The sequence below is a fragment of the Edaphobacter sp. genome, from assembly GCF_028283685.1.
Lineage (GTDB): Bacteria > Acidobacteriota > Terriglobia > Terriglobales > Acidobacteriaceae > Edaphobacter.
In genome coordinates, this window is the sequence record NZ_JAPWKF010000007.1 from 628,067 (window position 1) to 640,891 (window position 12,825).

12 protein-coding genes are annotated in these 12,825 nt (G+C 62.0%); 8 read left to right on the forward strand and 4 right to left on the reverse strand.

The window, feature by feature from the left end; genetic code table 11:
* The first annotated feature begins 51 nt into the window (after positions 1-51).
* Positions 52-2,523, forward strand: coding sequence for a methionine--tRNA ligase subunit beta (gene metG, locus PW789_RS13325; protein ID WP_299377168.1), 2,472 nt, complete (start codon positions 52-54; stop codon positions 2,521-2,523).
* A 132-nt stretch (positions 2,524-2,655) separates the two neighbouring features.
* On the opposite strand, the gene PW789_RS13330 is transcribed toward metG, so the two are convergent.
* Positions 2,656-2,958, reverse strand: coding sequence for a helix-turn-helix domain-containing protein (locus PW789_RS13330; protein ID WP_299377170.1), 303 nt, complete (start codon positions 2,956-2,958; stop codon positions 2,656-2,658).
* Between the two features lie 102 nt (positions 2,959-3,060).
* Between PW789_RS13330 and PW789_RS13335 the strand changes: the two genes are divergently transcribed.
* Positions 3,061-4,071, forward strand: coding sequence for an NAD(P)-dependent alcohol dehydrogenase (locus PW789_RS13335; protein WP_299377172.1), 1,011 nt, complete (start codon positions 3,061-3,063; stop codon positions 4,069-4,071).
* A gap of 389 nt (positions 4,072-4,460) precedes the next feature.
* Here the strand turns inward: PW789_RS13335 and PW789_RS13340 are convergent, their stop codons facing one another.
* Positions 4,461-4,919, reverse strand: coding sequence for a cupin domain-containing protein (locus PW789_RS13340; protein WP_299377174.1), 459 nt, complete (start codon positions 4,917-4,919; stop codon positions 4,461-4,463).
* Positions 4,920-5,000: 81 nt separating this feature from the next.
* On the opposite strand from PW789_RS13340, the gene PW789_RS13345 reads away from it, so the two are divergent.
* From PW789_RS13345 to PW789_RS13365, 5 genes are all read left to right on the forward strand, one after another.
* A complete protein-coding gene (locus PW789_RS13345) occupies positions 5,001-5,147 on the forward strand; it encodes a hypothetical protein (RefSeq protein WP_299377176.1) in 147 nt (48 codons plus the stop codon).
* Between the two features lie 243 nt (positions 5,148-5,390).
* Positions 5,391-6,266 carry a TatD family hydrolase gene (locus tag PW789_RS13350; RefSeq protein WP_299377178.1) on the forward strand — a complete coding sequence of 292 codons (876 nt, stop codon included), beginning with the start codon at positions 5,391-5,393 and terminating at the stop codon, positions 6,264-6,266.
* A 41-nt stretch (positions 6,267-6,307) separates the two neighbouring features.
* Entirely contained in the window at positions 6,308-6,808 is a 501-nt protein-coding gene (locus tag PW789_RS13355) for a YajQ family cyclic di-GMP-binding protein (protein WP_299377180.1), read from the forward strand.
* Positions 6,809-6,899: 91 nt separating this feature from the next.
* Positions 6,900-7,901 (forward strand): polyprenyl synthetase family protein, encoded by a 1,002-nt coding sequence (locus PW789_RS13360; RefSeq protein WP_299377182.1) that lies wholly within the window; start codon positions 6,900-6,902, stop codon positions 7,899-7,901.
* 26 nt (positions 7,902-7,927) lie between these two features.
* Entirely contained in the window at positions 7,928-8,968 is a 1,041-nt protein-coding gene (locus PW789_RS13365) for a VWA domain-containing protein (protein ID WP_299377184.1), read from the forward strand.
* Positions 8,969-8,986: 18 nt separating this feature from the next.
* Here PW789_RS13365 and xseB read toward each other — a convergent pair whose 3' ends face one another.
* Together xseB and PW789_RS13375 are read right to left on the reverse strand one after the other, a co-directional pair.
* Positions 8,987-9,253, reverse strand: coding sequence for an exodeoxyribonuclease VII small subunit (gene xseB, locus PW789_RS13370; RefSeq protein WP_299377186.1), 267 nt, complete (start codon positions 9,251-9,253; stop codon positions 8,987-8,989).
* Positions 9,253-11,166, reverse strand: coding sequence for a bifunctional homocysteine S-methyltransferase/methylenetetrahydrofolate reductase (locus PW789_RS13375; RefSeq protein WP_299377188.1), 1,914 nt, complete (start codon positions 11,164-11,166; stop codon positions 9,253-9,255). Before PW789_RS13375 ends, xseB begins: the two co-directional genes overlap by 1 nt.
* A 171-nt stretch (positions 11,167-11,337) precedes the next feature.
* On the opposite strand from PW789_RS13375, the gene PW789_RS13380 reads away from it, so the two are divergent.
* Positions 11,338-12,804, forward strand: a complete 1,467-nt coding sequence (locus PW789_RS13380) for a hypothetical protein (protein WP_299377190.1) — start codon at positions 11,338-11,340, stop codon at positions 12,802-12,804.
* The last annotated feature ends 21 nt before the right edge of the window (positions 12,805-12,825 follow it).

The following is a 12,825-nucleotide window of genomic DNA, read 5'->3' on the forward strand; positions in this document are numbered from 1 at the left end:
CACCAAACCCGGCACGCCCCGCGCCCCTGATAAACTTGGGGCTACTGCCCCATGTCTGAGAAGCCAAGCAAGTATTACCTCACTACGCCGATCTATTACGTCAATGCGCGTCCCCACATCGGCCACGCCTATACGACGATCGCAGCCGACGTCATCGCACGCCGCCAGCGCACCCTGCTCGGAGCCGAAAACGTCTGGTTCCTCACCGGTACCGACGAGCACGGCCAGAAGGTGCAGCGCTCGGCTCAGGCTGCCGGAATTACGCCGCAGCAGTTCACCGACGAGGTCTCCGCCCAGTTCCGCTCCCTCTGGCAGCGCATGGGCATCACCTACGACGACTACATCCGCACCACCGAGCCGCGCCACGTCCAGGGCGTCCAGAAGCTCTTCAACGAGCTTTACTCGCGCGGCCACATCTACCTCGACACCTACACCGGCCAGTACTCCGTCGGCGAGGAGATGTTCGTCGACGGCCCCCCCGGCACCATCGGCCCCGACGGCAAGCCCACCGAGACCGTCACCGAAGAGAACTTCTACTTCCGCCTCAGCGCATACCAGGCCCAGCTCATCGACCTCATCGAGTCCGGCGAGTTCTGCGTAGAACCCGAAGCCCGCCGTAACGAAGTCCTCAGCTTCCTCCGCGGCAACGTCTCTTCGCCAACCGCTAGCTCTTCGCCAACCGGCAACGCCACTTCGGCCCCCACAGAAGGTGTCATCCTGAGCGAAGCGCGAAGCGCGGAGTCGAAGGACCTGCGGTTCTCCGCCAAAGGCACCCCATACGTCCCCGGTGCGCTCAAGGATCTCTCCATCTCGCGCAGCTCCTTTGACTGGGGTATCCCCGTCCCCGAGCCCGCCGCCAGCACCACGCAGAAGAAGCACGTCATCTACGTCTGGCTCGACGCCCTCGCCAACTACATGACCGCCGTAGGCTACGGCAGCGACCAGCCCGTCGACCTCGCGAAGCTCCAGAAGTTCTGGCCCGCCGACCTGCACCTCGTCGGCAAAGAGATCATCCGCTTCCACTGCGTCTACTGGCCCGCCTTCCTGCTCGCCGCAGAGCTGCCTCTGCCGAAAAAAGTACAGGCCCACGGCTGGCTCCTCTTCGAGGAGTCCAAGATGTCGAAGTCGCGCGGCAACATCGTCCGCACCGAGACCATCCTCGACGCCTTCGGCGGCCTTCTGCTTCCCTCCGCAAAGGTGTCATCCCGACCGGAGCGCAACGCTGCGGAGGGACCTGCTTCCCCCGACGCCCCACCGGCGCCCACCAAGGCCGAGCAGGACCTCTTCGGCTCCGACGTCCTCCGCTACTTCCTCCTCCGCGAGATCTCCTTCGGACAGGACGGCAGCTTCTCCTTCGATGCCCTCGTGCAGCGCTACAACTCCGATCTCGCCAACGGCTACGGCAACCTCGTCAGCCGCACGCTCACCATGATCGAGAAGAACCTCGACGCCGCGCACCCCGGGCTCACCTCGCCCGCAACCGACGCGCTCGCCGAGATCGCCAACAAGCTCGCAGGCTCCGCCATCGCTCTCATCGACTCCGTCGCCGACGACTTCGCCGACCTTCGCTTCACCCGCGTCCTCACCAACGTCGCCGCCTACATCACCGAAGTCGACGGCTTCTTCTCCTTCGGCACCCCGTGGAAGCTCGCCAAATCCGACGAGCCCAGCGCGAAAGAAGACCTCCGCGCCATCCTCTCCACCACCGCCGAGGCTATCCGCGTCATCACCGCCGTCCTCTACCCCATCCTTCCCTACTCCACGGCGAAGGTCTGGGAGCAGCTGGGCCTCGGCGACATCGAAGCCGCAGCAAAGTCCGGCGAACTCAACAACCTTACCTGGGGAGGCCTCAAGCCCGGCACAAAGCTCGGCACTCTCGGCCCCATCTTCCCCCGCGCACCCAAGGAACTCATTCAGCAGATGACAGACGCAGAGAACCCCACCCCTCCCACCCCCTCCAGGCTCGTCGACGAGAAGATCGGCCACGTCACCCCCGCGCCCGCCGACCCGACGCACCCCGCCGCAGCCCCGCGCACCGGCACCCTTCCCGGCGACAATCCCGGCGCCGATGTCGCTGGCTCCTCGGCCTCGGTACCCGACCTGCCCAAGCCTCCCGCTCCGCACACCGAAGCCCCCGCCTCCGGCCCCTTCGCCGCGGCCTCCGCAGGCTCCGCCACACCCGACACCCCGCAGATCGCCATCGACGACTTCGTCAAGATCGACCTCCGCGTCGCCAAGGTCCTCGTCGCCGAGCGCATTCCCAAGGCCGACAAACTCCTCCGCATCGAAGTCGACCTCGGCTACGAGAAGCGCCAGATCCTCTCCGGCATCGCCCAGTGGTACGCCCCCGAAGACCTCATCGGCCGCCGCATCGTCATCGTCGCCAACCTCGCACCCCGCAAGATGCGCGGCCTCGAATCCCACGGCATGCTCCTCGCAGCCTCACACGGCGAAGACGGTAAGCCCATCCTCGCCACCTTCGCCGATAGCGACGAGATCGAACTCGGCTCCAGGCTTCGCTAAAGACAAAGGCGGTCACCGCATAAGCAGTGACCGCCACATCGCTTTTAGAAACCCCACCACAAAAAGTTGTCATTCCGAGCGAAGCGAGGAACCCCCGCATTCACTCGCGCAGCCACTGATCCGCAGGACGCCTTACCCCTTCAGCACAGCCTTCAAAAGCCCCGGAAATCTCTTCTCCAGGTCCTCGCTTCGCAGCGTATTCAGCAGCGTCTTGCCATCCTTCCGCGTCGACACCACGCCGGACTCCCGCAGCACCCTGAAGTGATGCGACAGCGAAGACTTCGGCCTGTCCACCTCAAACACGCCGCACGCCTGCTCTCCCTTCGCCGCAAGCTGCCTTACGATCCCCAAACGAATCTCATCACTCAGCGCATAGAGCACCGCTGTCATCAGCATCTCCTTGCGCGATGGCTCTTTGGGCAGAAAGATCGGCACTTTTCCTCAACCTCGCATTTGACAAAGCTCCTGCGCTTCGTCAATAGTTCGACTGTACCATAGTTCGATTTTATTCGAACTATACCAAGGAGATGGATCACGATGAAAGCATGGCAGCTCACAGCCTTCGGCCGCGAAAACCTCAAGCTCAACGACATCCCTCAGCCCACACCCGGCCCCGGTGAAGCCCTCGTCCGCATCTCCGCCGTCTCGCTCAACTACCGCGACAAGCTCATCTACGACGGCAACTACAACCCGCACCTTGAGTTCCCCATCACCCAGGTCGCCGACGCCGTAGGCGAGGTCGTTGCCGTCGGCCCCAACACCACCCGCGTCAAGCCCGGCGACCGCGTCGTCACCAGCTACTGCACCCGCTGGATCGACGGCGAGCCCTCGGCAAAGGAGACGCTCTACTCCCTCGGCAACATCATCCCCGGCGCCCTCGCCGAGTACCTCGTCCTCACCGAGAACGCCCTCGCCGTCGCGCCCGCCTACCTCACCGACGAAGAAGCGGCCGCGCTTCCCTGCGCCGGTCTCACCGCCTGGTACTCGCTCGTCGAAAAGGGTGACGTCAAATCCGGCGACACCGTCCTCGTCCAGGGCACCGGCGGCGTCTCGCTCTTCGGCCTGCAGATCGCCGCAGCCCTTGGCGCTACCGTCATCGCCACATCCTCCAGCGATGACAAGCTCGCCCGCGCCAAGTCCCTCGGAGCCACCCACACCATCAACTACAAGAAGACCCCCGACTGGGAGAACGAAGCCCTCGCCCTCACCAACAAGCGCGGCGTCGATCACATCCTCGAGGTCGTCGGCGGCTCCAACCTCGCCCGCTCCATCAAGGCCATCCGCCCCGAAGGCCAGATCTCCATCATCGGCATCATCGACGGCTTCGACGCAACCATTCCGCTCTTCGGCGTCATTCAGAAACACGCCGTCATCCGCGGCATCTCCGTAGGCCCGCTACGCGCCCTCGAACGCATGCTGGCAAAGTTCGACGAGCTAAAGCTGCGCCCCGTCATCGACTCCGTGCACAGCTTCAACGACGCCCCCAAGGCCTTCGACCGCCTCGAACAAGGCGGCTTCGGCAAGATCGTCATCCGCGTTAGAGACTGACACGCCCGTATCCTGCAAGCACAGCCACCACACAACTCAAAAGGGCACGGCCTAAGCCGTGCCCTCACCAACCGCGGCTAACACCAAACCCGTGGCCAACACCAACCTGCGGCTGACACCAACCCGCGGCCAACACCTCGTCAGTCTGTACGCGCTGCCGTCCCCTACACCCACCCTGCCTGTACATCCTGCAATCCCCTGCAACCTGCTGTATACCTGCCATCCCCCTACAACCTGTCATTTCGACCGGAGCGGCGCAGCCGCGCAGTGGAGAAACCCGCTTTTCAACCCCAACCACATCCCGGCCACCCCACTTCATTTGTCGGTGCCACAGTTTTGTTGTCATTCCACACCGCACCGGAGACTCAACCCTCAACGCTCACAAACGCTTATCCCTCAGCCCGCCCAATGGCGATCACAAAGTAATTCGCGTCCACCGTACCCACATTCTTCAACCCATGCATCACATTCGACGCGTTGAAGATCACCCCTCCGGGCCCCAGCCTGCTCTTGGTGCCGTTGCTGTCCACCTCCACCTCGCCCTCGCGGATAAACAGAAACTCCGAGTGACGATGCTTATGCGGAGGATGCGGCATCTGGCCCGGAGGCAGCGTCGTCTCATGCACCTCCACCGGCTCACCCGTCGCCACCACGCCCTGCACCACCGCGCGGCTCGCGCCACCGTTCGAACTCTTCTTCACCGGCAGCGAATCGAAGGTCCAGCTCTTCGACTGCGCAAGAACATCATTCGACCGCGCCTGGCCCACCGCCTCCGGCACAGACCCCGCCCCCACCGCAGCCAACGCAGAGAGAGCCACACAAAGCTCACGACGACTCATATCTTTCATGGCCGCCATCCTACCCACCCGACCAACAGCCTGTCACCACATCAGACCCTAACGCCGGGAAAATCTGCCATCGGACACTCTTTGACGGCACGCAGCAAATCACCCTGGCATATCTGCCATCTCGCCAATCCGTACAGCGGATATAACGTGCAGCCAAAGAACTCTGTCATCTCGACCGAAGCGGCAAAGCCGCGCAGTGGAGAGACCCGCTTCTCAACCTCCACCTAGTCCCAGCGCAAACTTCCCTCCGGCCGGCTCCACAAACGCTGTCAACCCCCATCACCCCCTAACCCAAACTCCATCAATAGCATCCATCTGCCGATTCACCCCTCCGCATCCGCTAAACTAAGACTGGAGCCAAACGGGCCAACGCTCAGCCAGCGGCCATGCAACTTTGGTAACCGCGCCAATAAAGTACATCGTTTGAAGACTTTGCATAAAAACGACCCCGGGGAGAGGGGGTAGCCACACATGCTGATCGACTCGCACGCGCACCTCGACTTCTACACCACGCATCCAGCCGAACGCGACGAGATCCTTGCCTCCGCCTGGGACGCAGGCGTGCGCACCATCCTCGCCATCGGCATCGGCGAAGGCCCCTCCGAGATGCACAAGGCGCTCGACCTCGCCACCTCCGTCGCGGCAGACACCCAGCCCCGCAACACTCCCGTCGTCTGGGCCACCGCAGGCATTCACCCCGAGCAGGCGCACAACGCCACCCCCGAGGCCCTCGCCGAGCTCACCCGCCTCGCCTCACACGACCGCTGCATCGCCGTCGGCGAGATCGGCCTCGACTACTACCACCTCGAAAACCCGGATATCCCCACTCAAAAAGCCGCCTTCATCGCCCAGATGGAGATCGCCATCGCGGTGAAGAAACCCATCGCCATCCACTGCCGCACCTCCGAGCTGGCCACCCCCAAGGCGAAGGAACGATATGGTCCAGCCGACGCTGCCGCCGACACCTACAGCCTCATCGCCGAACACTTCCGGCCCAGCGGCCTGCCCGGCATCATGCACTGCTTCTCCGGCAACGTCGACGACGCCCGCCACGCCTTGGACCTTGGCTTCTATCTCTCCTTCGCCGGAAATCTCACCTATCCCAGGGCGCAGAACATCCGCGACGCCGCCCTCTTCGCGCCCGCCGACCGCATCCTCGTCGAGACCGACGCACCCTTTCTCGCGCCCGTTCCACTCCGCGGACAGCGCAATCAACCCGCCTACGTCGCGCATACCGCCGCGGCTTTGGCCCAGCTGCGCGGCATCCCTGCCGAACAGCTCGCATCTATTACAACGGAGAACTTTTACCGGCTCTTTCCCGTCACGCGTCCCGTAGTGGAAGCCTGACATAATAGAAACCGGAATTTTTTAGCGAAGGATTGGAAGACATGGCATCAGATAACAGCTTCGACGTCGTCAGCAAAGTTGAGATTCAGGAAGTCAAGAACGCCATCGACCAGGCGTCGAAAGAGGTCGGTTCGCGCTTCGACCTCAAGAACTCCAAGTCCACCATCGAGCTCCAGGGGCAGGACACCATCCAGCTCGCCTCACAGGACGAGTACACCCTCAAGGCCATCATCGAGATCCTCTCGCAGAAGCTGGTCAAGCGCGGCGTCTCGCTCAAGAATCTCGAGTACGAGAAGATCGAGCCCGCAGCCGGCACCTCCGTGCGCCAGAAGATCAAGCTCGTGCAGGGCATCCCTTCCGACAAGGCGAAGCTGGTGGTCGCGATGATTAAAGACTCCAAGCTCAAGGCGCAGGCCAGCATCCAGGGCGATACCGTTCGTGTCGTATCAAAGGACCGCGACATCCTGCAGCAGGTGATGGGCAAGCTACGCGCCGGTGACTTCGGTGTCGAGCTGCAGTTCACCAACTTCCGCTCCAACTAAGCTTGATCCTGCCGGAACGCGACTCGAAAATCCCCGCATTTTTCGAGTCGCCGTTCTGCCATGGTGAACATCCTGTTACTCTGAATTCAGAGTGAGCACCCTCTCCATCGCGACAGCCGCTGAGGTCTTCGATCTCCTTCGTGACGACCTCGCAGCCATTGAGCTCGAGTTCTCCAAGCAATCGGCATCCAACGTCGCCGTTATCACCGAGATCGCCGAATATCTCATCGCCGGCGGCGGTAAGCGCATCCGCCCCCTGCTTCTCCTGCTGGCCGCCAAGTCGCTCGGCAACGATAATCACAGCCGCATTCGCCTCGGCGCCGTCGTCGAGATGCTGCATACCGCAACTCTGGTACACGACGACATCATCGACGAGGCCGACACCCGCCGCGGCCGCCCCTCCTCAAACACGACCTGGGGCAACTCCAAGTGCGTTCTCGCCGGTGACTGGCTGTACATGCAGGCCTTCAGTGCCGCTCTCGAAGAGCGCAGCTTCCATGTCCTCGATCTGCTCATCTCGCTGACGCAGCAGATGGTTGAAGGCGAACTGCTGCAGATCGAAAAGCTCGGCAAGCTCATCAACGAGGAAGAGTACTTCGACCTCATCTATCGCAAGACAGCCTGCCTCTTCAAGGTCTCCATGCAGCTGGGCGCCGCGATCACGCCGCACCCCTACGGCGACGCCGACCAGGTGGAAGCACGCCTCGGTGAATATGGACGCAACCTCGGTCTCGCCTTCCAGATCATCGACGACGTCCTCGATCTGACCGCCACCGAAGAGGTTCTCGGCAAGCCCGTCGCCAGCGACCTGCGTGAGGGCAAAGCGACGCTCGCCGTCATCCACGCTCTCGAACGCGGAACAGGCGCTGACCGTGAGGCGATTCGCACCGTCCTCTCCGACCGCAGCTTCGCCCGCGTCTCGCACCTGCAGATCATCGAGATCCTGACCCGCCACGGCTCCATCGAATACGCAGCCGACACAGCGATGGCCTACGCCGAGGCCGCGCGCCAGTCGATCGCAGATCTGCCGCCTTCCGATGCCAAGCGAGCCCTGCTCTGGGTTCCCGGATTCGTCACCAGTCGCGACCGTTAAGCCTCTCACGGAGCTACAATTTCCTCGTGCGCAGGACTCTCATCGCCGCGCTGCTTCTCTGCATCGCTCCTGCTGTCTATGGACAGACGGCCGATGACAGCACGTTGCGCGTCTCGTCACGCCTTGTCGAAGTGCCTGCTCTTGTTCAAAGCCACACAGAAGATGTCGTGTACACACTTCGCGCCGAAGACTTTCAGCTGAACGATCGCGGTGTCCGGCAGCAGATCCGCCTTGACGACACAACGAAGCAGCCGCTCTCGCTGGTCGTCCTGATGCAGACCGGCGGTGCCGCAGTGCGAGAGTTCGATAAGTATCGCGGTCTGGAGACGATGCTGGAAGAGATGCTCGGCGGAGCGCCCAATCAGGTCGCCATCGTCAACTTCGACAGCCAGCCAGAGGCCGCATCTTCGTTTACCTCGGACATCGAGCAGTGGAAGGACGCGATCGATCAGCCTGACCCAGGCAATAGCGGAGCAGCTATTCGCGACGCTCTCAAGTTCAGCCTCAACATGCTGGCGAAACAACCGGCCAGCCATCGCAAGGTGATTTTGCTGATCTCACAGCCGCAGGATTCGGGCAGCACAACGACCGCCGAAGAGGTGGCACGCACTGCGGGCGAAACCGATACGGCCATCTACTCGCTGACCTTCACGCCGCAGGCAACAAGGCTCAAAGGAGCGCTCAAGGAACCTCCCCACCCCTGCCGTCCTGTCACCCTGGCAACGGGTACCGCAGGAGAGGTCAACGTCTGCGGCTTCGACTTCAGCGAACCGCTGAACATGGTGATTGACGCCATGCGCAAAGATGTTGCGGCAGAGGTGGCGAAGGTTTCAGGAGGAGAGGCCATGCGCTTTTCCGACAAGAACCAGCTGGACGACACGCTCGCTCTTATCGGCAGGCACATGCGCAATCGGTACATGCTCAGCTTTTCCCCCTCGAGCCCCACGGCCGGCTTTCATCCAATCCACGTGAGCCTCCTGAATCACCCGGAGTTTACCGTCACAGCAAGGAAGGGCTATTGGCTAAGCAGTGAGACGGATGGAGCGAAAGACAAATCGACTCGCTAGAGTTGCGAGGTCGACGTCTTAATCCTCATCGACATCCTCATCCGCGTCGAAGTCTTCATCCTCTTCGGCCTCGAGCTCAAGCGGCTGCGCCTTCATCTTGCCGCCGCCCTGCTCCATCAGCACCTGGATGCGGCCTTCAGCAGAGTCCAGTTCCTGCTTGCAGCTCTCGGAGAGCTTCATGCCCTCTTCAAACAGGCGCACCGACTCTTCAAGAGGAAGGTCTCCCTGCTCCAATCGTTCAACGACGGATTCGAGATCGGTCAGCTTCTTTTCAAAGTCAGCCACTACACACCAACGCTTTCCGTGAGCCCCAGCACCTGGGCCGCTGCCGTGTATTTGCCAAACGGAGCCGAGACCTGGACGCCCTGCACCATCGGACGCGCCTCGGCCAGCATCTCCTGCGCAATCTTCAGCCCCTCGGCGCGTGCTGCCTCCGGTGAACCTGCGGTGGCCATCCTCGCCATGATCTCCTCCGGCATGCTGACGCGAAGATCGTTCTTCATGAACTCCGCGTTACGCAGGCTGGTCAGAGGCCAGATACCCGCAATGATCGGGATGCGGAACTGCTCGATGCGACGCAGGAACTCTTCCAGCACGCGCAGGTCGAAGACCGGCTGCGTGATGGCGTATTCAGCGCCTGCCTCCACCTTGTAGGCGAATCGGCGGACCTCCTGGTCGAGATCAGGCACGCCGGGATTTGCCGCGACGGCGATGGTAAAGCCGGTCGAGGCGCCGATCGAATTCTTGCCGATATCGAGCCCGTTGTTCAGGTTTCGAACCATGTTGACCAGGCCGATGGCATCGACATCAAAGACCGCCGTTGCGTCCGGATAGTTGCCGAGCTTCGGCGGATCGCCGGTAAGACAGAGCACATTCTTCAGGCCGATCGACGACGCTCCGAGCAGATCGCTCTGGATGCTGAGCACGTTGCGGTCGCGGCAGGTGTAGTGCAGGATCGTCTCGATGCCGACGTGCTGCTGAATCTGCACGCAGAGGCTCTGTGCGCTCATGCGCGCGCTGGCCCGCGGCGAGTCGGGGATGTTGATGACATCGACGCCGAGCCTGTGCAGCATCGCAGCGCCATCGATCTCCTTAGTGCAATCGATACCCTTAGGCGGAACGATCTCCACCATGGAGACGAACTCGCCCGCGGCGACCATGGAGCCAACCTTCGAGCGGTCTTTGAGTGGAGGCGGAGCCACCTTGCTGGCTGTGGCCGCCTCCGCACGCTGTTCCATCACCTGAGCTCCGCCGTCCATGGCGTCCATGGCACGGATGGCGCTCTTCATGGCGCGGGTGTAGCTGGGCGTGGTGCCGCAGCAGCCACCGACGAAGGTTGCACCGGCCTTGATCAGCTTGCGGGTAAAGCTCGCCATGTACTCCGGCGAAGTCATATAAATCGTGCGGCCTTCGACGGCGCGCGGGATGCCGGCGTTCGGCATCGCGGCCAGGGGAAGATTCGTGACCGGGCGCATGCGCTCGATGACGCTCAGCACCGTCACCGGGCCGGAGCTGCAGTTGCAGCCAATCGCATCCGCACCGGTCGCGGTGAGACGCTTTGCCGCGTTCTCGGCAGAGGTGCCATCGAGACAGTTGCCGTCCTCGTCGACCGTCACCATGACGATGACAGGAATTCCGGGCGCAACCTCGCGGGCAGCCAGCACGGCCTGCTCGGATTCGACGATGGAGGTCATCGTCTCGACGCACAGCAGGTCGACTCCTACACCGGGACCATCTTCGACCAGGGCTGCGATCTGTTCGGCGAACGCGGCGCGGGCCTCATCCAGTCCGAGCTTGCCGAGCGGCTCCAGCCGAACGCCAAGCGGACCGATGGCTCCGGCGACAAAGGCCTCCGAGGACTGCTTATCACGAATCTCATTGACGCTGGCGCGGGCCAGCCTCACGCCAGCGAGATTAATCTCGCGAACCTTGTCGGGCAGGCCGAAGTGCTCCAGACGATAGGCATTGGCGCCGAAGGTGTTGGTCTCGATGACCTCGGCCCCGGCCTGGAGGTACTCCTGGTGGATGGCACGCACCATCTCCGGCTGGCTGAGATTCAGCTCGTCGTAGCACTTATTGATGAAGACACCGCGGGCGTAAAGCATGGTGCCCATCGCGCCGTCACACAAAACCGGTGAACCTGCAAAAAGGCGTTTTGTGGACGAGATGCCGCCTGTCTCCGTCAAAGATATGGACATTCTTTCTCTTTCCGTTGCGCTTCCTATTTTAAGGCACGCGCGGCGAGCCACCAAACCGGTCCGAAACCGTAGCAACCTTTCCCATCCCCGTGGGTTCCCTTTGTTATACTTGGGCGATACAGTTGTGGCCTAAAAACCCAAGCCTGCAGCGCAGTTCGGAGTTTGTCACCGTTGAAGAATCGTAGTCTGTTTACCCAGTCGTTCTGCGCCCAGATTCTCTGCGGCCTGCTTCTCGCCGTCGTCGCGGTTGGCTTGACCGCATGCGAAACGCGTTATTACAAGTTTCCGACGTACACGTTCGCGGATCGCCCGGTGCCCCCCAGCAAGCTGGACAGCCGCGTGATGGTCGGTGTGACTGTGGATGGCACCTCGCAGGGCAAGCTTGAGATTCTCGACGGCAAGCGCGACCTTCGCAACAGCATCTTCAATCCCAACTCGACCTTCTCGATCTCGGGCTATTCGGCTGCCTATCCCAGCCAGATATTCAACTTCCCCGAGCAGATTTCGGGCTTCGTCTACTCCAGAAACGACGGCAGCCTGAACATCATTGACTACGGCACCGAAGCGGTGAAGCAGTCGGCCGGCACTTTGCCCGCGAATGTGGACTCGATCGCTGTACCCGACGGCTTCGGCCATGTGTATGCTGCGTCATCTGCGACCGGTCAGCTGGCCGTCATTGATATCGCTGCAGGCAGGACCTACGCTCTGAACCTGCCGAACGTCTATCGCGTGGCAGCGAACACGGGCGATACCACGGTGCTCGCGATGGTGCGCAACTCCAACCTGATCTATCGCCTGGTGAAACTGAACTCGGCGCAGACCGCGGTTCCCGGCTCTATTGATTGCCAGCCTCAGACCAACCCGGTTTACTGCGTTGTGCCCGTGCCGGACAGCACATCGACTCCGACCTTCGATCGTCCCGTTGGCGCTTACTTCTCGATCGATGGATCGACAGCCTACGTGCTGAACTGCGGACAGGAGTGCGGCGGCAAGACCTCGAGCCTGACCATGATGCAGACCGGTGCGCTGCTGATGACGACCTATCCCACATCGGCCAGCTACACCTCGCCGGTGACTGGCAGCATCGCCGTTCCCGGCGGAGCGACCGTGGCCCTCTCGGACGGCTCCACTCTCTACGTCGCTGGCCAGCAGTTGCAGACCGACGGACTCTTTGCCGGCAATCTGACGACGATCGACGAGGCCAGCAAGACCGTGACCGGGACCTACTCGATCTCGGACGGCAATCACAGCAAGTTGCTCTTTGCGGACAACAACACGCTGTGGATCGGCTCGCAGTCCTGCGCAACCGGTGAGCGCGCGGCCAAGAAGCAGAACTACAACTGCCTGACCCGCTTCGACCGCACGGCCAAGACCGCAGCCATCGTCCCTGCTGTCGATCCGACCAACTCCGCGTCCAGCGTGCCGTATCCGAATTCGAACGAGAACCAGTACTACTACGGCGACCTGACCGGCATCTGCTGGGTGCAGAATCAGTTCAAGGTCTATAGCGCGTATGGCGGCCAGATTCACGCCTTCAATACGACCGACGGATCCGAGATCAACAACTCTCAGATCACCGTCCAGGGTACGGCGCTCGATGTGGCCTACCTCGACGCTCTGACCAACGACGCAAACTAGGCCTCGACCGAAGAAGACAGA